At 72.8% G+C, this 17,328-nt stretch carries 15 protein-coding genes; 6 read left to right on the forward strand and 9 right to left on the reverse strand.

What is annotated here, in order from left to right; genetic code table 11:
• Nucleotides 1-174 precede the first annotated feature (174 nt).
• The 3 genes from N5875_RS33545 to N5875_RS33555 all read left to right on the forward strand — a co-directional run bounded on the left by N5875_RS33545 (nt 175) and on the right by N5875_RS33555 (nt 1,596).
• Nucleotides 175-531: a metalloregulator ArsR/SmtB family transcription factor gene (locus N5875_RS33545; RefSeq protein WP_318206501.1), complete on the forward strand. Its 357-nt coding sequence runs from the start codon at nt 175-177 to the stop codon at nt 529-531.
• A gap of 28 nt (nt 532-559) precedes the next feature.
• Nucleotides 560-946: an anti-sigma factor antagonist gene (locus N5875_RS33550; RefSeq protein WP_318206500.1), complete on the forward strand. Its 387-nt coding sequence runs from the start codon at nt 560-562 to the stop codon at nt 944-946.
• A gap of 218 nt (nt 947-1,164) precedes the next feature.
• On the forward strand, nt 1,165-1,596 hold the full coding sequence (locus N5875_RS33555) for a metalloregulator ArsR/SmtB family transcription factor (RefSeq protein WP_318206499.1): 432 nt from the start codon (nt 1,165-1,167) through the stop codon (nt 1,594-1,596).
• Here N5875_RS33555 and N5875_RS33560 read toward each other — a convergent pair.
• Nucleotides 1,514-2,365, reverse strand: coding sequence for an MBL fold metallo-hydrolase (locus N5875_RS33560; RefSeq protein ID WP_318206498.1), 852 nt, complete (start codon nt 2,363-2,365; stop codon nt 1,514-1,516). The two genes, N5875_RS33555 and N5875_RS33560, sit on opposite strands and share 83 nt — an antisense overlap.
• Nucleotides 2,366-2,477: 112 nt before the next feature.
• Nucleotides 2,478-2,783 carry a hypothetical protein gene (locus N5875_RS33565; RefSeq protein ID WP_318206497.1) on the reverse strand — a complete coding sequence of 102 codons (306 nt, stop codon included), beginning with the start codon at nt 2,781-2,783 and terminating at the stop codon, nt 2,478-2,480.
• Between the two features lie 125 nt (nt 2,784-2,908).
• Between N5875_RS33565 and N5875_RS33570 the strand changes: the two genes are divergently transcribed.
• Entirely contained in the window at nt 2,909-3,292 is a 384-nt protein-coding gene (locus tag N5875_RS33570; RefSeq protein WP_318206496.1) for a VOC family protein, read from the forward strand.
• A gap of 148 nt (nt 3,293-3,440) precedes the next feature.
• On the opposite strand, the gene N5875_RS33575 is transcribed toward N5875_RS33570, so the two are convergent.
• The 7 genes from N5875_RS33575 to N5875_RS33605 all read right to left on the reverse strand — a co-directional run bounded on the left by N5875_RS33575 (nt 3,441) and on the right by N5875_RS33605 (nt 14,544).
• On the reverse strand, nt 3,441-3,995 hold the full coding sequence (locus tag N5875_RS33575; protein WP_318206495.1) for a carboxymuconolactone decarboxylase family protein: 555 nt from the start codon (nt 3,993-3,995) through the stop codon (nt 3,441-3,443).
• Between the two features lie 78 nt (nt 3,996-4,073).
• The gene (locus tag N5875_RS33580; RefSeq protein WP_338497975.1) at nt 4,074-5,330 is read right to left on the reverse strand and encodes a cytochrome P450; all 1,257 of its coding nucleotides are present in this window, start codon (nt 5,328-5,330) and stop codon (nt 4,074-4,076) included.
• A complete protein-coding gene (locus N5875_RS33585) occupies nt 5,327-6,991 on the reverse strand; it encodes an FAD-dependent monooxygenase (RefSeq protein WP_338497976.1) in 1,665 nt (554 codons plus the stop codon). Before N5875_RS33585 ends, N5875_RS33580 begins: the two co-directional genes overlap by 4 nt.
• Nucleotides 6,992-6,994: 3 nt before the next feature.
• Complete coding sequence (locus N5875_RS33590) at nt 6,995-10,219, reverse strand: ferritin-like domain-containing protein (protein ID WP_338497979.1); 3,225 nt, start codon at nt 10,217-10,219, stop codon at nt 6,995-6,997.
• Nucleotides 10,216-11,733, reverse strand: a complete 1,518-nt coding sequence (locus N5875_RS33595; protein ID WP_338497982.1) for an NAD(P)/FAD-dependent oxidoreductase — start codon at nt 11,731-11,733, stop codon at nt 10,216-10,218. The genes N5875_RS33590 and N5875_RS33595 overlap by 4 nt, the downstream gene beginning before the upstream one ends.
• Nucleotides 11,734-11,755: 22 nt before the next feature.
• Entirely contained in the window at nt 11,756-13,423 is a 1,668-nt protein-coding gene (locus tag N5875_RS33600; RefSeq protein WP_338497985.1) for an FAD-dependent monooxygenase, read from the reverse strand.
• A gap of 305 nt (nt 13,424-13,728) precedes the next feature.
• On the reverse strand, nt 13,729-14,544 hold the full coding sequence (locus N5875_RS33605) for an AraC family transcriptional regulator (protein ID WP_338497987.1): 816 nt from the start codon (nt 14,542-14,544) through the stop codon (nt 13,729-13,731).
• An 88-nt stretch (nt 14,545-14,632) separates the two neighbouring features.
• Between N5875_RS33605 and N5875_RS33610 the strand changes: the two genes are divergently transcribed.
• Together N5875_RS33610 and N5875_RS33615 are read left to right on the forward strand one after the other, a co-directional pair.
• Nucleotides 14,633-15,082, forward strand: a complete 450-nt coding sequence (locus N5875_RS33610; protein WP_338499338.1) for a DUF2000 domain-containing protein — start codon at nt 14,633-14,635, stop codon at nt 15,080-15,082.
• A 142-nt stretch (nt 15,083-15,224) separates the two neighbouring features.
• Nucleotides 15,225-17,285 carry a SpoIIE family protein phosphatase gene (locus N5875_RS33615; RefSeq protein ID WP_338497988.1) on the forward strand — a complete coding sequence of 687 codons (2,061 nt, stop codon included), beginning with the start codon at nt 15,225-15,227 and terminating at the stop codon, nt 17,283-17,285.
• Nucleotides 17,286-17,328 lie beyond the last annotated feature (43 nt).

Here is a 17,328-nt window from a genome sequence, read left to right on the forward strand (position 1 = left end):
GGTGCTTCCTTCTGTCCGGGACCCGTCCCCCTGACGCGCGGCGAGCCGTCTCAGAAGGTGACATACGGAAATTGCAAATTTCTGCAATTCGATACATCCTGGTCCGGCCGTGCCCGTGGGTAGCCGCCGGGCGCGGCGACCCGTCCCGCGCCCCGCGCCCCCGGAGGACAGACCGTGCCGGTCCCGCTGTACCAGGCCAAGGCCGAGTTCTTCCGCATGCTGGGCCATCCCGTACGGATCCGGGTCCTGGAGCTGCTCCAGAGCGGCCCGTTGCCCGTACGGGAGCTGCTCGCGCGGATCGAGATCGAGCCGGCGGCCCTCTCGCAGCAGCTCGCCGTGTTGCGCCGCTTCGGGATCGTGACCGCCACCCGCGAGGGATCCACCGTCGTGTACACGCTCGCGGGCGGGGACGTGACCCAGTTGATGCAGGCCGCGCGGCGGATCCTCACCGAGATCACCGCCGGCCCGCAGTCCTGCCTCCCTCCCGTGCTTCCGCAGCCCGTGCTTCCGCAACCCGTGCTTCCGCAGTGATCGCCGTACGAGAAGGATGACGACGCACATGACCATCGAATGGCGTTACACCGTCCAGCAGGACCTGGGCGTACTGTCCCTGGCCGGGTTCCTCGGAGCCGACGCCGTGGGGCGGTTCACCGGGGCCGTGGGATGGGCGGTCGCGCGCGGCACGGGACCGGTCGTCCTCGACCTGACCCGGCTGCGGGGCTGGTCGGTCGGCGGGCAGCTCGCCGTCGCGGAGGCGGCCCTCCGGCTGCGGGCCGCGGGCCGCGCCCTCGAACTGGCCGCGATCCCCGCCGACGGCTCCCTCGTCCCGGTGGGTGAAGGGCCTCAGGTCCCGATCCACCGCGACCTCGCCGCGGCGCTCGCCGCGCACCGCGACGCGGGCGCGGAACAGCGGGCGTGGCGCAGCGACGCCTGGCCGACCACCTGATCGCTCGGTGGCGCCGGTACCGCTCACGTACCCGCTCACTCACCGCTCACGTACCGCCCGAGTACGGTCCGCGTACCGCCCAAGTGCCGGACCGTCCTGGCAGGTTCCGGCCATGATCCGCCCCGGACCCGTCCCAGGTGCGTTTCCGCCCTCGCAGGCGCGAGGATGGGGGACATGCTGCACAGTGCCGGGTCGATGCGACGCGCGGGGTGGGTGTGATGAGTACGCCGCTCTACCAATTGAAGGCCGACTTCTTCAAGACACTGGGACACCCTGTCCGCATCCGCGTTCTGGAGCTGCTGAGCGACCGCGAGCACGGTGTCGCCGAGATGCTCCGCGACACTGGGGTCGAACCGGCGTACCTCTCCCAGCAGTTGGCGGTACTGCGCCGGGCGAACATGGTCGTCGCCCGGCGCGAAGGCACGGCCGTGTACTACGCGCTGACGAGTCCTCAGGTGGCCGAACTGCTGCGGATCGCCCGCACGATCCTCTCCGGCGTCCTCGCGGGCCAGGCGGAACTGCTGGCCGACCTCCGGGCCGCGGTACCCCGGGAGAAGGCCCCCTCGCTCACGTCCCCGACGGCCGCGGCTGCTCCGGCGGAACCGAGCTCTCGGCGGCCGCCATCCACTGGTCGAGGTCGGCCTGGGTGAAATCCGTCCACGGTGGGATGTCGGGGAGCTGCCGGAGGAGGTCGTAGGCCTCGGAGATCTGGGGGCCGCGGAGGATCGGGCAGTGGCAGCCGGCGATGACCTCGGCGTTCAGGTGCTGGAAGTCGCTGACGACCCTCCCGAACTTCTGGGCGTCCAGCAGGGCGACCCAGGGGGAGACCAGCCGTCCGCCGAAGAGCTGGCCGTCGCGGAACTCGTCCGGCGACAGCGCCGCCGTTTCGGGCATGGGGGTCGGCACGTTCGTGGCGAAGGTGTCGACGGCCCACAGGACACTGGTCTTCGGGTCGAAGAGGGCGCGGGTCGTGGGGTTGTCGAACAGGGGCGGTCGCTTGGCGACCAGGGTGCGGTCGCCCGCGTCGATCGTGTCGCCGTCGGTCATGAAGCGGCACCGGTTGATGGGGGTCTCCCACTCCTCGGCCATGCGGCCGATGGAGAACCATGTCGTCAGCAGGGTCGCGTTCGGGCAATCCGCGAGGACCGCCAGGAGATTGCCGGCGTGGTCGCGGTCGTCGTGGGTGAGGAAGATCCACCGTACGTCGAGGGGATCCACGACGGACCAGGCTGCCTCCAACCACTGGGAGCGCACCGCGGGGGCTCCGGTGTCGACGAGGATCGGTTCGGCTCCCCGGATCACCATCGAATTCATCGGGAAGTGGCCGACCGGCGGGGCCTCAAGGGCCCACGGGATGACGAAGGTCTCCTCGGCGATCTCGTACGGTTGCAGAAGGTTGAACGTGTCCATGGTTGTCATCGCTGCTCTCCCTAGAACGGAGTCGCCGCGTCCGTGCATCCAGTCCAGCCCCGTGCCGCGCTGCCGTCAAACGCGGAACTCGCGGCGCTCGGCTTCCTCAAGCCCCAAGCCGTCAAGCCGTGGGTTGTTCGCCTCCCCAGCGCGCCCGGAGAACATCGGCCCAGTCGCCCGCTTCCGGACCGGGATCCTTCAGCTGTGGCACTGGGCCGGGAGCCGTCTCGATCAGGTGCACGAGCGTCCAGGCGACGCCGTAGCAGTCGTCCGGGCCGAAGCAGGTGGCCAGGGCGGCGGCCTCTTCGGGCGTGACAGGGCGCGAGATCGCTGTCAGCAGGCGGGCGCGCCGGTCGATCTCTTCCTCGCTCGCGTCCCAGTCGGGAAGCGGTCCGTCGGCAACGAAAGTCTGCACTTCGGGTCTCATGACCGAATGATCGTCCATCGTAGCCGAGGGCCGCTGCCGGGCGAACGGTCAGAACAGGTCCGGCCCCGCCTCCCCGGCCGCGATCTCGGTGGCGTGCGGACCGGACGTCAGGCAGGCTGAGCAGCATGTATTCGGTGGTGCAGAACGTTGCGGTCGACTGTTCGGATGCCTATGGGCTGGCTCGGTTCTGGAGTGAGGTGACCGGGTGTCCGCTGGACCCGGAGAGCGGACCGGGTGACCCGGAGACCCAGGTGATGCTGAAGGACGGCCCGGTGCTGTACTTCAACCAGGTACCGGAGCCGAAGACCCTCAAGAACCGCCTCCATCTGTGCCTGCGCCCGACGACCTCGCGCGAGGAGGAGGTCGAGCGCCTCCTGGCCCTCGGAGCCACCCTGGCCGGTGACCACCGAAAGCCCGACGGCACGGGCTGGGCGGTCCTCGCCGACCCCGAAGGCAATGAATTCTGCGTCCTCCGCAGCGACTCCGATCGCGCGGCGACACCTTCCTGAGCCACGGGGACGACTCCCTGGGCCACGGGGATGACTTCCTGGGCCCCGAGGCCGACTTCCTGGGCCCCGGGGGCCGACGTCCTGATCCCCGAGGCCGACGTCCGGACCCCCGGGGTCGCCCAGACGCCCGGGCCGGGGACCTACGTGATCAGTGCGAGAGGCCGGCCGGCTCCGGGGCCCCGCGGTCCGGCTGGATGCCCGCCAGCAGATTGAAGGCACCCGTCAGCAGGTTGAGCGTGACCACGCCGACCACCTCCGCGATCACCCGGTCGCTCCAGCCGTGCGTCCGTACCTCGGCGACGTCCTCGTCCGACAGGGACCCCGGTTCGGCCAGGACCCGTAGCGCCAGGCCGATCAGGGCGGCCTCGCGGGGGTCGGTGGACGTGCCCTGGCGGGCCAGTTCGATGTCCGTCTCACTCAGGCCCGCCGCGCGACCCGCCGCGCGGTGCGCCTCGGCGCACGTGCCGCAGCCGATCCACTCCTGGACGGCGAGGGACAGCTTCTCGCTCAGGGCGCGTGGGATCTTCACCCGCTTCATCGCCCGGGAGAGGTTCAGATAGCCGTCGAGCAGGGCAGGTGAGTGCGCCATCGTCGACACCATCTCGCCGACGGAACCATGTCGTTGGACGATGTCGGTCAGCAGTTCGCCCGCCCGGCCCGGTGCCTGCTCGGGGGTGAGCGCGGTCAGTCTTCTCGTGGTCATCACGCCTCCTCGTTATACCCGTGGGGGGTATAACGAGGAGTGGGGCGGAGACGTTCCCGGCGACACGAATCCGTCCCGTCAGCCCGACAGCGCCAGGCGTGACGGGCCGTGGAACACCCAGTCCGGCGCGTACTCCACCTCGACCCGTGGACGCGCGCCGGGCCGCAGCGCCGGCAGCCGGTCGAGCAGCATCCCGAGTCCGATCTCCGCCTCCGCGCGCGCGAGCGCCGCGCCCACGCAGTAGTGGATGCCGAGGCCGAACGCGCAGTGCCGGCCGCTGTCCCGGTGAATGTCCAGCGTCTCCGGGTCCGGGAAGCGCGCCGGATCCCGGAGGGCCGAGCCCAGGACCAGCTGGACGCGGTCGCCCCGGCGGACCGACCGGCCGGCGAGCGCGGTGTCCCGGTGCGCCCATCGCGTGATCATCTGGACGGGTGGGTCGTGGCGCAGGAACTCGTCCACCGCGTTCGGCAACAGGCCCGGGTCCGCGCGCAGTTCCGCCGAGACTTCCGGCCGCGCGAGCAGCGCGAGCACCGCCTTTCCTATCAGCCCGGTCGTCGTCTCGTGCCCGGCCGTGAGCAGATGCACGCAGGTCGACGTCAGAGCCGTCGTCCCCAGGGACGGATCCTCGACCGCGGCCGCCGCGAGCGCGGAGAGCAGGTCGCCCCGGTCCTCCGCACGCCGCGCCGCCAGCTCCGCGCGGAAGTACGTGTCCAGCTCCGCCGCCGCCCGGTCGGCCCGCGCGAGCGCGGCCGGTGAACGGTCGCCCCTGGTCCCGCCCGCCTGCTGGAGCGCCAGCGCCTCCGCCCGGAACCACGGCCACCGCCCGGCCTCCACCCCGAGCAGTCCCGCCACGACGAGCAGCGGGAACGGCGCGGCGAAGCCCTCGACCAGCTCCACCTCGGGCCGCCGCGCCAGCGGCCGTACGAGATCCTCCGCTATCGCCCGTACGCGCGGCCGCAGGGCCCTTACGGCGGGGGCGGCGAGCGGCGGAGCCACGTGGGCGCGGAGCCGTGCGTGCCGGGGCGGGTCCAGGAAGACCAGCCAGTTCTCCACGATCCGGCGGAGCATCACGTACTCCTCGGGGATCGGCACGGCGCTGCCCGTCGACGGGCACGCCCGGCCGAAACCCCGGTCGGTGAGGATCCGAGTCACCTCCGCGTGGCCGAAGAGGTACCAGGTCGTCGGCCCCGTCCGGCTGTCGGCGCGTGACGGGCGTACGGCGTGCACCGGGTCCGACTCGCGGTACTGCCGATAGACGGGGTAGGGGTCGGCCAGATCGAGCCGCGCCGGGTCGAACGGCTCCAGGCCGCCCGTCGACGCCCGGTGCCTGTTCATCCGCCCGCCCCGGTCCCGGTCGTCCCCGCACCCCGCACCAGATCGGCCAGCCGGCCCGGGGCGGCCGGTGCGGCGGCCCCTCGCCAGGCCACATGACCGTCGGGACGTACGAGGACGAGCGGCCGCCCGTACCGCCTCGCCACCTCCCCGTCGTCACAGCGGACCACCTTCAGGGGGACCCGGCGGTCCGCGAAGGCGCGGACCAGGCCCTCCGGGGCACCCCGGCCGAGCGAGAGGAGGACGAACTCAGGACCGAACAGGTCCAGCGTCGAACGGCCGGGCCCCAGCCACACGTGCGGAGCTCGGGCGCCGGGCACGGCCGTACGGTTCCACCAGGGGTCGGCGCCCGACGGCGAGGTGCCAGGAACCGTTTCCTCCACCCCCGCCCCCACCTTCTCGTCCGCCGCACCTCTCTCCTCCGCCGCACCCTTCTCGTCGGCGATCACCGGCGACGCGTACCGGTACGCGAAGTGGGTATCGGGCGCGTCGAATTCACGCACCGGATCGGACTCCGCGATCTCCCGGCCGAGCGCGGCCCGCGCCCGCTCCCCCTCGGCCGTCGCGTCGCACAGCGCCGCGGAGAGGCGCCGGTCGAGGGTCCGCCGCAGATTGCGGTGACTCTCCTCCAGGCTGTGCAGCGCCACCGGCCGCCGCTCGCTCTCGTACGAGTCGAGCAGATCGGGCCCGGCCCACCCCGCGAGCTCCGCGGCCAGCTTCCAGCCCAGGTCCGCCGCGTCACCGACGCCCGTCGCGAGCCCGAACCCGCCCGAGGGCGACAGCGTGTGCGCCGCGTCCCCCGCGAGCAGGACGCGTCCGGCGCGGTACCGCGACGCCACCCGGTGGGTCAGGTGCCAGGTGGAGTCCGACACCACCTCGACCGGTACGTCCGGGGCCACGGCCCGCCGGACGGACTTCACCGCGTCGGCGGGACCGGCCGGACACGTCAGCCGGTACAGGTCCCGTCCGTCGATCGACCTCAACGGGTAGCGCAGACCGCCCGGTTCGGTCACGAAGTACACCAGGGCCGTGCTCGCGCCGAGGAGGTCGCCGAGGCCGGGGGCCCGGAAGAGGATGTTGCGCAGGACGCGGGTCCGGTGCCGCTCGGGCGCGTCGATCCCGCACGCCTTCCGCACCAGGGACGAGGCCCCGTCGCAGCCCACCAGGAACCGGGCGTGCACCGTCGTCCGTACCCCCGCCCCGTCCACGAGCCCGGCGCTCACCCGGTCCGGGAGCCGGGTGAACCCCAGCAGCCGGGTGCCGAGCCGCACCGGCCCCTCGGGGTGGACTCCGAGCCGGGCGGTGAGCAGCGGCGCGAGCCAGTGCTGCGGGCAGATCGCCTCGGGTTCCGGCGTGAACGGGGGAGTGGGCCGCTCCCCGGCCGTGCCGAGGCTCAGCCGGTGCAGCTCATGGCCTCCGACGGCGGTCACCCAGGCGATGTCCAGCGTGTGGCCGGCCGGCCAGCCCGCACTCCGGATCGCGTCCGCGACCCCCCAGCGGCGGAACGCCTCCATCGCCCGGGGGCCGACGGTCGACACCTTGGGGTGGGTGACCTGCCCGTTCCCCGCCTCCGTGAGCACGAAGTCCACGCCCCGGTGGGCCAGATCGAGCGCGAGCGCGAGCCCGACGGGCCCTCCGCCGACGATCAACACATCAGTCTCCACGACTCAGTTGCTCCCCTCGTGCTCGAAGCGCTCCGCGTACCAGGCCATCAGTTCCGGCACCCGGTCCGGCACGCCCTCGCACTCCCGGGCCATCGCGGCGAGGTGCCGGAACCGCATCGCGAACCCCCGCCGCGCCACATCGGGGCGCGCGATGTACGCCGGCGGTTCCTCCAGCTCGAAGGAGGGGCCGGCCGTCCGCCCCCGCCACCCCGACTCCAGCGGCATCAGTTGCTCGGCGAGCGGACGCATCATCCCCGTCATCACGTCGATGGCTGCGTTCATCAGCTTCGAGCGGCGCAGACTCGCGTCCGGGCTCTCCCCGAAGTGCTGGACGATCAGCTGGAGCATCATGAAGTAGCAGCGGTTGAACAGACGCATCACCTGCCGTGCGTGCGGATCGCTCACCACCGCCCGCCCGGGGTGCCCGGGGTCGAGCGTCGGATTGCGCAGCGAGGGGTACGCGAGCTGCCACGGCGTCCCCTCCCCGTGCGGACCGTCGGCGCGCTCGGTCATCAGCAGCTCCGCGAGCCGCACGAAGGTGTCGTGATGGGACTCCGAGCCCTCCTTCCCGGTGTCCAGGACACCGCCCTCGCCCTGCTCGGTGACGAAGTCCACGGCGAACAGCGCGCTCGAAAGATCGTCCACCTCCAACTGGTAGTCCGGATGAACGGCGTTGACCGCCCCGCCGATGAAGAGGTGGTGCTCGCCCCCGCCCCGCCCCCGGTCGACCATGAAGAGGTCGGGGACGCGCGTCAGACCCTCCCGGATGCCCGCGTACAACTCGCTCGGCGAACCGAACGGGCTGGGCCCGTCCATCGCTCCCGTGCCGCCCACGAGCCGCTCGGGCCGCTCGATGGCGATGAACCGCTGGAGACTTCCCAGGTGCAGCGGCTCCAGGGCGAAGTCGAGCGGCAGCGGCAACCGGCCCGGCGTACCGAAGTCGATCTCCGGGACGTGGAAGGGCTCACCCATCGCCATCAGGATGTTGTTGACGACCAGGAAGTGCATCATCTCCTCCCGGGCCACGTCGAAGAGACTGTCCCGCACGCCCTTGGCCAGGGTCTCCCCGCCGTCGCCGCAGGCGAGCCGGAGCTGACGCGGTGTCCACACCCCACTGCGCACGTACTCGAACCCGGTGCCGTGGGTGGGGACCGAGTAGCCCGCGTACAGGTACTGGAGCGAACTGGCGAGCTCCACCGCCACCGCCTGCCACAGCGCCGACCGCAGCTGCGCCCGCGTGGTGATCTGCGGATGGGCGCGGATCGGCGAAGGGACGGCCGCCGCCGGCGGCACCGCCGCCGCCGTGCTCCGCGCCCGCAGGTACTTGAGCAGCAGCCGCGCCTTCGGCAGGGACAGATCGCGGGTCGGCGGCATGTAGTACGTCCTGTCCTTGTTCGCCGGATCGCACATCTGCCAGATGAGCTTCGCGTACGTCTCGACCTTGCAGCGGTCCGCGAGGCTGAACACCTCGTCGCGCATGAACGGGAACAGCTGCTCGTAGTACGCGAAGACCTCGCGGTGCAGCAGCTCGAAGGTCACGTCCTGCTGGAGCACGGCGTCCAGCGGCCAGTCGTCGGGCAGTACCCGGACCGCCGCCGTGCCGGCCCACGGCCAGAAGTCCAGGGCGTTGTCGTGGTCGTAGCAGGCCTCGGCCGATCCTGGCGCCGCCGGATCGGTCGGTGGTCGTTCCCCGGGGTCCGCCGCGAGGAGCAGCCGTGCCGTGCCGGGGCGCGCGCCGGAGACCGTGAACCAGCCACGCCCCCGCCCGTCCGTGGCGAGGCGGCAACTCGCACCCTCCGCCGGAACCGGGGTGTCCGTCGTGGGCTTCTCGCCGGACGACCTGCCCGGGCGGAGCCGTACGATCTCCACATCCCCGCAGCGGGCGTACGGCCCCGAGGCCACCGGGTCCAGCGGCAGGGCACGGGGGTTGGGGTACTGGCGGACGACGACCGTGTCGAGGGGCGCCGCGCGGCCCCGCAGAAACGTCCGCACCGGGACCTCGACGGCGTGCTCGTCGCCCCGCTCGGGGTCCGGGTGCTCCAGGATCAGACATGCCTCGTCGGTCAGGACGACCTCCTCGCGCTCCCGCAGCAGCACCGCGCGCGTGCTTCGGCCGCTTCCGCCCGGCCGTACCAGGACGAGCCCCTCCGCCTCCGCGTGCCGCACGGCCTCCGGCGAGGCCGCCGGTACGGTCACCACCGCACCGCCCTCGGGCGCACCCCCGGGCAGGAGAGCGACCGGCAGGTCGGACCGAGCCGTCCTCAGCTCAAGGGCGTCCCCGCGACGCGGGGCCTGGCCGGGGGAGGAGGAGTCGGCGGTCTGCTTCTCGAAAGGCCAGTTGAAGGAGACTCCCGACGGGGAGACCCGTACGGTGCACGGCTCCGGTGCCTCATCCGCATGGCTCCCGTGCGGGACGAGAAGCCGGCCCGCCGGGTGGGTGCGCGGCTCGTCCGGATGCCAGGGCGCGACCGTGCCCCGCAGCCGCCACTGCCCCGGAGCGTCCTCCGGCCCCACGTCTCCTTCCGCGACGGGCTGTTCGAGGGCGAACTGGACGAGGATGCCGCCGCCGTCCCGTGCCTCGGCGGCGGCCTTGAGGGCGCGCACGGCGGGGGAGTCCGCCGACCCGTTCGGCCAGTCGAGCCCTTCCCCCGCCGCGATCGCGAACTGATGGAGGGTGCGGCGCACCGGCGCGAAGCCGTGCCACCGCGGCGGCATGAAACCGGTCACCTCGCCGACGCACAGATAGCCCGCGTCGTGCGAGCGCCCGTCCCGCCCGAAGGCGAACTGGCCGCCCATCAGCGTCGCCGTCCACGCGGACGCCGGGTCGACGTCGAAGACCCTGGCCCGGTTCACCGTCGTGCCCAGGTAGGGGTTGTAGTGCCCCCACAGGTCGACGGCCCGCCCGACCACCGGGTCCGCCGTGTCCACGACGCCGCCGTCCGTCCGCTGCACCCCGGTCACCCGGGCATCCATGAGGAAGTGGCCGTTCCCGGAGAAGTGGCCCCCGCGTGCCCCGCGTCCGGCCAGGTGCGCGTGGTACGCCTCGGCGCGCTCCTCGACGCCGAACGGGCCGACCGCGGGCCGCTGTCCGGCACCCGTGTCCCCGGAGTCCGTGCCCCTCAGGGCGGTGTTGCGGGCCAGGTCCACCAAGCCGCAGCGCGGACCCGTCGGCAGCCGGGTCAGCGCCGTCCCGCCGAAGTACAGCCGGGGCAGGTCGAACACGCTCATGCCGCCTCCAGTCCGGCCGGCTCCACGACGCCCCGGCCCGGCGCGTGCCGGGCGATCAGCGTCACGGCCTCGAGGGCCGACTCCACCGCACCCTCGATCCACGCCGGCTCGCTCGCGCAGTGCTCCCCGGCGAAGAACATCCGGTGCTGGGGGCGCACCGCCCGCCGGCGCTGTTCCTCGCAGGCGGCCGCGTCCTGCCCCCAGCGGATCGTGCACCCGCCGGCCGTCCACGGATGTCCGCCCCAGGCGAGACTCGCGACACCCCGCACCATGCCCCGGCGCAGCAACTGGGGGTGCATCCGCCCCAGTTCCTCGACCACCGTCCGGTGCCGCAGCGCGGGCGGCATGGTGCCGAGATGCTCGGCGTCCTCGCCGATCGTGTAGCTGGCGAGCAGCGCCGCACCCTGCGCGGGATCCGTGGTCCCGTCGGCCTCGGACGGCGGGTAGTACGTCTGCCGGATCCGGCCCCCGCTGAACGAGGCGCCACCCCGGATGCCCTCCCGCTCCCAGAACGGCTCACGGCAGTGGACGGCGACCTTCGTCGCCGGGCAGTAGTCCACCTCCCGCACGACCGCGAGCTTGTCCTCGTCGAACCCGGTGAGCGTCAGACCCCGCAGCACGGAGAACGGCACCGTGCACAGCACGTAGTCGCAGCGCCGGACCGCCGCCGGCCCGCCCCCGAGGCGTACGAGGACATGGTCGGGAGCCACCTCGAAGCCGGACACGGGCTGGCCCAGCCAGATGGGTCCCCGGATCCGGGCGGCGAGCCGCTGCGCGAGCTGGTCCATCCCGCAGGCGAGCCGGACCAGTTCGGGACTGGTCTCGGTGAGGATGTCGTCCAGGAAGCTGTTCAGCCGGTCGCCGCAGCCCGCCCGGATGCCGGGGTGCGCCGCGAACAGACCGTGCACGTCGATCCGGTCCTTCGCGTGGCCGAGGAGATGCGGCGACAGGTCGACGTCCTCCACCAGATCCAGGAGGTTGCGTGCCAGGTCGGCGCGGAGCCCGGCGCGCAGCGCCGGAGGTGCGACGGCGTCGACGACCGCCGCCAGCCACGCGCCGAACACGACGGTCTCCTCGCGGTACGGGGCGCCCGGCAGCGAGGCGCGGACATCCGCGATCAGGGCCCGCGGCGCGTCCCGGAGCCGTACGTGACCGGTACTCGTCGCCAGAAAGGCGTTCTCCTCGGACAGCAGGGTGGTGAACGGCCGCACCTGATCGGCGAGACCCAGGTGCTCGACGTAGTGCATGGTCCGGTGGTGGGCGGTGGGGATGCGCATGGCACCGAGCTCCACGAAGGGGGAGCCCTCGGCCGCGCCGAAGCGGTGCGTGTGGACGCGCCCGCCGAGCCGGTGGCTGCCCTCGATGACCTCGACCCGGAACCCGAGGCGCTCCAGCTCGTAGGCGGCGACCAGGCCGGCCATCCCGGCGCCCACGACACTGACCGTGCTGTTGGCGCGGGTCCGCCGCCGTGCGCGTGGCACATGACGGGACTGCGTGACGGTGGTGGTCTGCATGACGGTCCGACTCCCGATCGGTTCAGTGCGCACGGCGTGGACGGGTCGGCCGGGACTCCCGTACGGCCCCGGGGCCGTCGGCGGCGACAGCGGCCAGGTAGTCGCGGAGCAGGGCGGTACGGGCGAGCGGGGCGACCAGGCCCACGTATCCGTCGGGCCGCACCAGACGCAGGTCGTCGGGGTGCCCGAGGCGGCCGGCCTCGGCTCCGTCCCACGGGGTCACGGGCAGTATCCGGAGCGGGGCGGGGAACCGCGCGCACGCGTCGCGGAGTTCGTCGAGCACGTCCGGGTGGGCGCGGGCGGCGTGCAGGACCAGGGTCCACCGCTCGTACCGGAGCAGCGTGTGCAGCCGGGTCGCGGCAGGACTGGTGGGGTCCGTCGGGCAGGTGGTGACCGTGATGTCCGGCATGCGCTCGCCCGCGCGCGGGCCCGAACGGCGGTGCCGGGCGGGGCGGTGCGAGGACAGCGCACTGTCCGTGTGGTTCCGGCCCAGGTCGCTCAGCCGCAGGTCGAGCCGGCGCTGGAAGCCGCGCCGGGCCAGGGCGGCCGGCACCGTCGCCGTGAACGCCCGGAAGCCCAGCGGTGGCAGCGGCAGCTCCATGAAGTTGAACCGCATCTCGCGGATGTACCGCACCGCAAGGAGTCGTTGCTCGTCGCTGTACGTGTCGAGGAGGTCCTCGCCCGCCTGCCCGTGGTGGACGGCGGCGAGCTTCCACGCGAGGTTGTGGGCGCCGAGGATGCCGACGTTCATGCCGTGCCCGCCGACCGGCGCCCAGGCGTGCGCCGCGTCCCCGGCGAGCAGCCCGCGCCCGCAGCGGAGCGTGGCGGCGACCCGGTCGCTGAAGCGGGCCCGGTTCAGCCAGGGGACCTCGGGGGGCCGGAGACGCAGGTCCGGCATCCCGGCAGTCTCCGCGACCAGGTCCCGCAGTTCGCCGAGGGTGGGGGCGGCGGACAGCGAGGGATCGGGGTCGTCCCGGAAGCAGAAGAAGCGGTAGCCCCCGCCGGGCAGCGGGAACACGAGCAGGGAACGGTGCGGGGCCAGGAAGATGTGCCCCCTGCCCGGCTCCTCGCCGAGCGCCCAGGTGGGGTGGGCGTTGCCCTGGACGACCTGGAGCCCGGTGCGGCGCCGGCCCTCGAACGGGATGCCCAGGCGGTCCCTGACCACGCTGGCGGTGCCCTCGCAGCCGACGATCCAGGGGGCGGCGGCCGACTCGACGGTGCCGTCCTCGTGCCGCAGGGTGAACTCCGCCCGGTCGTCGTGGACCTTGACGTCCGTCACCTCGGTGTTCCACTCGACGCGGGTGCCGAGCCCGGCCAGTTCCTCGCTGAGGAGCCGCTCGATGTCGTGCTGCTCGATGTTGAGCGGCCGGGCGTGGGCCGAGCGGGCCCAGCCGGTGACGAGCTCGCCGAGCTCACGGCCGCGGGCGTGGATCGTCACCATGCCCAGCTCGACGCCGTGCCGCGCGAGCGTCTCACCGACCCCCAGGGCGTCCAGTGCCTCCCGGGCCCGTGCCCAGAGCACCAGGGCGCGGGCCTCGTGCTTGGTCGCGGGTGCCTTGTCGACGATCCGGACCCGCAGCGCGAGCCGGCGCAGACCGATCGCGAGCGTGAGCCCGACCGGTCCCGCCCCCACCACACACACGTCCACGTCCCCGTCCCGGGCCCCGTCCGTGCCGCTGCCTGTCTCCACCCGTGTCACCCGCCCTCCGCTCAATGTCCTGGCATTCAGCGTGCGGGCGGAAGATCACCTTCAACAGGGCGTGCGGCAGGGCGCGGGGATCATGGCGACCAGGGGAGATGACTACCTGTGCATCATCTGGTCCGTTTGCGTGACCGCGGCGGAATTCGGCCTTCTGTTGCACGGAGAGTCACCGGCTTTGGCCGGATCATTACGCTCGGAAGCGGAGTTTTCCCCAGGTGGCACCCATTCCGCTCCCGACTCGACGTCCCGCCGAGCGCCTTCGCGGCTCGCTCACGCCACGGAGCGTGGCCAGTTCACGACACGGGCGCCGGTTCCTCGCGCCTCCGGGCGAAGCGCCCCGGGGTCGTGCCCACGAGCCGCTTGAAGGAGCGGTTCAGATGGGACTGGTCGTAGAAGCCGGTCGCGGCCGCCACCTCCCCGGGCGCCTGCCCGTCCAGGAGCAGCCGCCGGGCCCGGTCGAGCCGCCGGGCCGTCAGGTATTGGTGCGGGGCGATGCCGAACGCGCCGCTGAACGCCCGTACCAGATGGGCGGGATGGGCGTGCAGGAGCCGCGCGGCCTCGTCCAGGGTCACCCCTTCGAGCAGCCGGGCGTCGAGGAGTTCGCGGAGGCGGTGGGCCACTCCGGGATCGGCGGGTCGCGCGCGGGTGACCGCCTGGGGCCGCAGACGGGTGCGGAGCCGTTCACGGATGAGCGCGAGCCGGCTCTGTGCCTCCAGTTCGCCGCCCCGGTCCGCGAGTGCCGTGTGCAGCTGACCGACGCGACGGCGCAGCAGCGGATCGACGAGATCGGGCCCGTCCACCGCCGCGCCGATGAAGCTCTCGTCCAACTGGGTCAGGTCCAGATAGAGGACCCGCTTGCGGAAGCCGTGCGGGGTCGCGGGCGAGCCGTTGTGCGGCACCTGCGGCGGGAGCAGGGACACCGTGTCGCCCGGGGTGCCGTGCTCACGCCGGTCGAGGTCGTAGCGGACGGCCCCGTCGTCGACGATGAGCAGGGTCCACACGTCGTGGACGTGCATCGGGTAGGCGTGCGCGGTGAAGTGGGCGTGGAAGACCTCCACGACTCCCGGCACGCGCGGGCGCCATGCCGAAACCTGCTGACCGGCCACCATGCAAGGAATGTACAAGACGGCATGGAGGCCCGATCGGCAGTCTCGGACCATGACGACGACGATGACGACCATGACGACCACGGCCACCATGACGGCGGCCATGACGACCGGCGACACCGTGCCGCCCGTCCGCTTCGACACCAAGATCGCTGTACTCCTCCGCGAGGACCTGGAGACCTGGCAGCGCCTGAACGTCACCGCGTTCCTGGTCAGCGGCCTCGGCTCGGAGCTGCCCGAGGTGATCGGCGAGCCGTACGCGGACGCCGACGGCACCCCGTACCTGCCGATGTTCCGACAGCCCGTGCTCGTCTTCGAGGGGCCGAAGGAGACGCTGACGACGGCGCACGCCCGCGCACTCTCCCGCGCGCTCCCGCGGGCGGTGTTCACGACCGAACTGTTCTCCACCGGCAACGACCGCGACAACCGCGCGGCCGTACGGGCCGTGGGGACCGGCGGGCTGGACCTGGCGGGCCTCGCCGTGTACGGGCCGCGCAACGCGGTCGACAAGGTACTCAAGGGTGCCCGGATGCATCCCTGACGGCCCTGGAGCGCCGGGAAATGCCCCGGTCCCTTCCGCATCGATCGGCCGCATTGCGCAGCGCCCGCCCCCAGGTACTCGGCTAGGGTGATTCGATAGGGAATGCGCCCCCCGGGGCCGGGCCGATGCGTAGGTCGATGCGTTGGAGACTCACGAGTCGTCGAGCAGGGTTCCGCAGCCGCCCCGGGCGGCCGTCGGGGACGCGGGTGTGCTCCGCGAGCTGCTCCCGATCGCTCTGTGGCGTGAGGACGCCGAGGGCCGCATCGTCGAGTGGTCGCTCGCCGCGCAGGATCTGCTCGGCCACCGCCAGGAGCACGTGATCGGGCGGCTCGCCACCCCCCTCCTCGTCCCCGACGCCAACCGTGAACTCGCCGAACGGCTCACCCGTCGCGTCCAGGCCGGCGAGACCATGGTCGGCACCCTCCCCGTCCGGCACCGCGACGGGCACACGGTCGCCATGGAGATGTGGATCGTGCCGGCCGCCGACCCGGAAGGCCGGCCGGGCGCGATGCTCATCGCGGTGGAGACCTCCGAGGTCCTGCGCATGCGGGAGAACCTCGCGGCGATGGAGAGCCTCTTCACCCAGTCACCGATCGGTCTCGCCCTGCTCGGCCCCGACCTGCGGTTCCTCAGGATCAACGACGCCCTGGCCCGGATGAACGGGGTGTCGGCCGCCGAGCACGTGGGCCGCCGCCTCACCGAGGTGGTGCCCGGTGTCAACGCCGCCTCGCTCGAATCCCTGATGCGCCAGGTGTTGGAGAGCGGCAACGCCGTCGTCGACGCCCGCCGGGTCGGCCGTACCCCCGCCGACCCCGACCGCGACCACATCTGGTCCTGCTCGTACGCCCCGCTCATCGACCGCACCGACCGGCGGTCCCTGGGGCTCATCGCGTCCCTCGTGGACATCACCGAGAGCCAGGAGGCACACACGGAGGTCGAACGGGCCCGCCACCGTTTCGCCCTGCTCGCCGAGGCCGGGGCGCGGATCGGCACGACCCTGGACCTGCAGCAGACGGCCGAGGAGGCGGTACGTTTCCTCGTGCCCCAGCTGGCCGACTCGGCGGACGTGCAGATGCTGGAGTCCGTCCTCGAACCGGACGACCCGGTCGCCTCCACGCGCGGGGTGCTCCGTCGACTCGCGGCCCGCTTCCCGGACCCCACGGCCCCCACGTCCCTGCTCGTCCCGGGACAGACCTTCCAGATTCCGCTGGACTCCGTGTACGAGGAGGTCGTCGCCCGCGGCCGTCCCACGAACCTCTTCACGTCCGACATCCCGGAACTCTTCACCGACCCGCGCACCGAGGCGCTCCGCACCTACTTCGCCACCCGCATCGGCTCGGCACGGCTCGTCCCCATGGTGGCCCGCGGCCAGGTGCTCGGATCGGTCACGGTGACCCGGCTGCGTACCCGGGAGCCCTTCGACGAGCAGGACTGCGTCCTCATCGACGAGGTCGTGGCGCGGGCCGCCCTCAACATCGACAACGCGCGCCTCTACACCACCCAGCGGGAGGCCGCCCTCACCCTTCAGCGCAGCCTCACCAACAGCGCGCTGCCCGCTGTCACCGGGCTCGAACTCACCGGCCGCTACCTGCCCGCGAGCGCCCATGACGTCGGCGGCGACTGGTTCGACGTCATCACCGTGCCCGGCGGCAGGACGGGCCTCGTCATCGGCGACGTCATGGGGCACGGCATCCACGCGGCCGCGGTGATGGGCCAACTGCGCACGGCGGTACGGACCCTGGCCCGCCATGACATCCCGCCGGCCGAGATGCTGAGCTCCCTCGACGCCGTCGTCGCCGACATCGGCGAGGACACGATGGCGACCTGCGTGTACGCCGTCCACGACCCGGCCACCCGCGGCTGGGTCATCGCGCGCGCCGGCCATCCACCGCCGGCCGTGGCCACCCCGGACGGGACGATCACCTTCCTCGACGGGCCGCCGGGAACCCCGCTGGGCACGGGCGCCCACGACTTCGGCACCGAGGAGGTCACCCTGCCCGCGGGCGCCCTGCTCGTCCTCTACACGGACGGCCTCATCGAAGCCCGCGACCGCGACCTGGACGAGGGGATGCGGCAGCTCGCCAGGGCGCTGCGGCACCTCGACCGCCCCCTGGACGAGCTGTGCGACGAGGTTCTGGAGAAGCTGCTCGCGGGGCCCGCGCAGGACGATGTGGCGATGCTGCTCGCCCGTATGACCCGCTGAATCCGCGTGCCCGACCGTGCCCGCTGTCCCTCACGGGCCCGCC

The sequence above is a fragment of the Streptomyces sp. SJL17-4 genome, from assembly GCF_036826855.1.
GTDB lineage: Bacteria > Actinomycetota > Actinomycetes > Streptomycetales > Streptomycetaceae > Streptomyces.

Excerpts from the sequence above, each read along its gene's own strand:
- N5875_RS33550 (WP_318206500.1), top strand. The coding sequence starts at position 560 with ATGACCATCGAATGGCGTTACACCGTCCAGCAGGACCTGGGCGTACTG.
- N5875_RS33610 (WP_338499338.1), top strand. The coding sequence starts at position 14,633 with ATGACGGCGGCCATGACGACCGGCGACACCGTGCCGCCCGTCCGCTTC.
- N5875_RS33570 (WP_318206496.1), top strand. The coding sequence starts at position 2,909 with ATGTATTCGGTGGTGCAGAACGTTGCGGTCGACTGTTCGGATGCCTAT.
- N5875_RS33560 (WP_318206498.1), bottom strand. The coding sequence starts at position 2,365 with ATGACAACCATGGACACGTTCAACCTTCTGCAACCGTACGAGATCGCC.
- N5875_RS33565 (WP_318206497.1), bottom strand. The coding sequence starts at position 2,783 with ATGAGACCCGAAGTGCAGACTTTCGTTGCCGACGGACCGCTTCCCGAC.
- N5875_RS33580 (WP_338497975.1), bottom strand. The coding sequence starts at position 5,330 with ATGAACAGGCACCGGGCGTCGACGGGCGGCCTGGAGCCGTTCGACCCG.
- N5875_RS33575 (WP_318206495.1), bottom strand. The coding sequence starts at position 3,995 with ATGACCACGAGAAGACTGACCGCGCTCACCCCCGAGCAGGCACCGGGC.
- N5875_RS33555 (WP_318206499.1), top strand. The coding sequence starts at position 1,165 with ATGAGTACGCCGCTCTACCAATTGAAGGCCGACTTCTTCAAGACACTG.
- N5875_RS33605 (WP_338497987.1), bottom strand. The coding sequence starts at position 14,544 with ATGGTGGCCGGTCAGCAGGTTTCGGCATGGCGCCCGCGCGTGCCGGGA.
- N5875_RS33590 (WP_338497979.1), bottom strand. The coding sequence starts at position 10,219 with ATGAGCGTGTTCGACCTGCCCCGGCTGTACTTCGGCGGGACGGCGCTG.
- N5875_RS33595 (WP_338497982.1), bottom strand. The coding sequence starts at position 11,733 with ATGCAGACCACCACCGTCACGCAGTCCCGTCATGTGCCACGCGCACGG.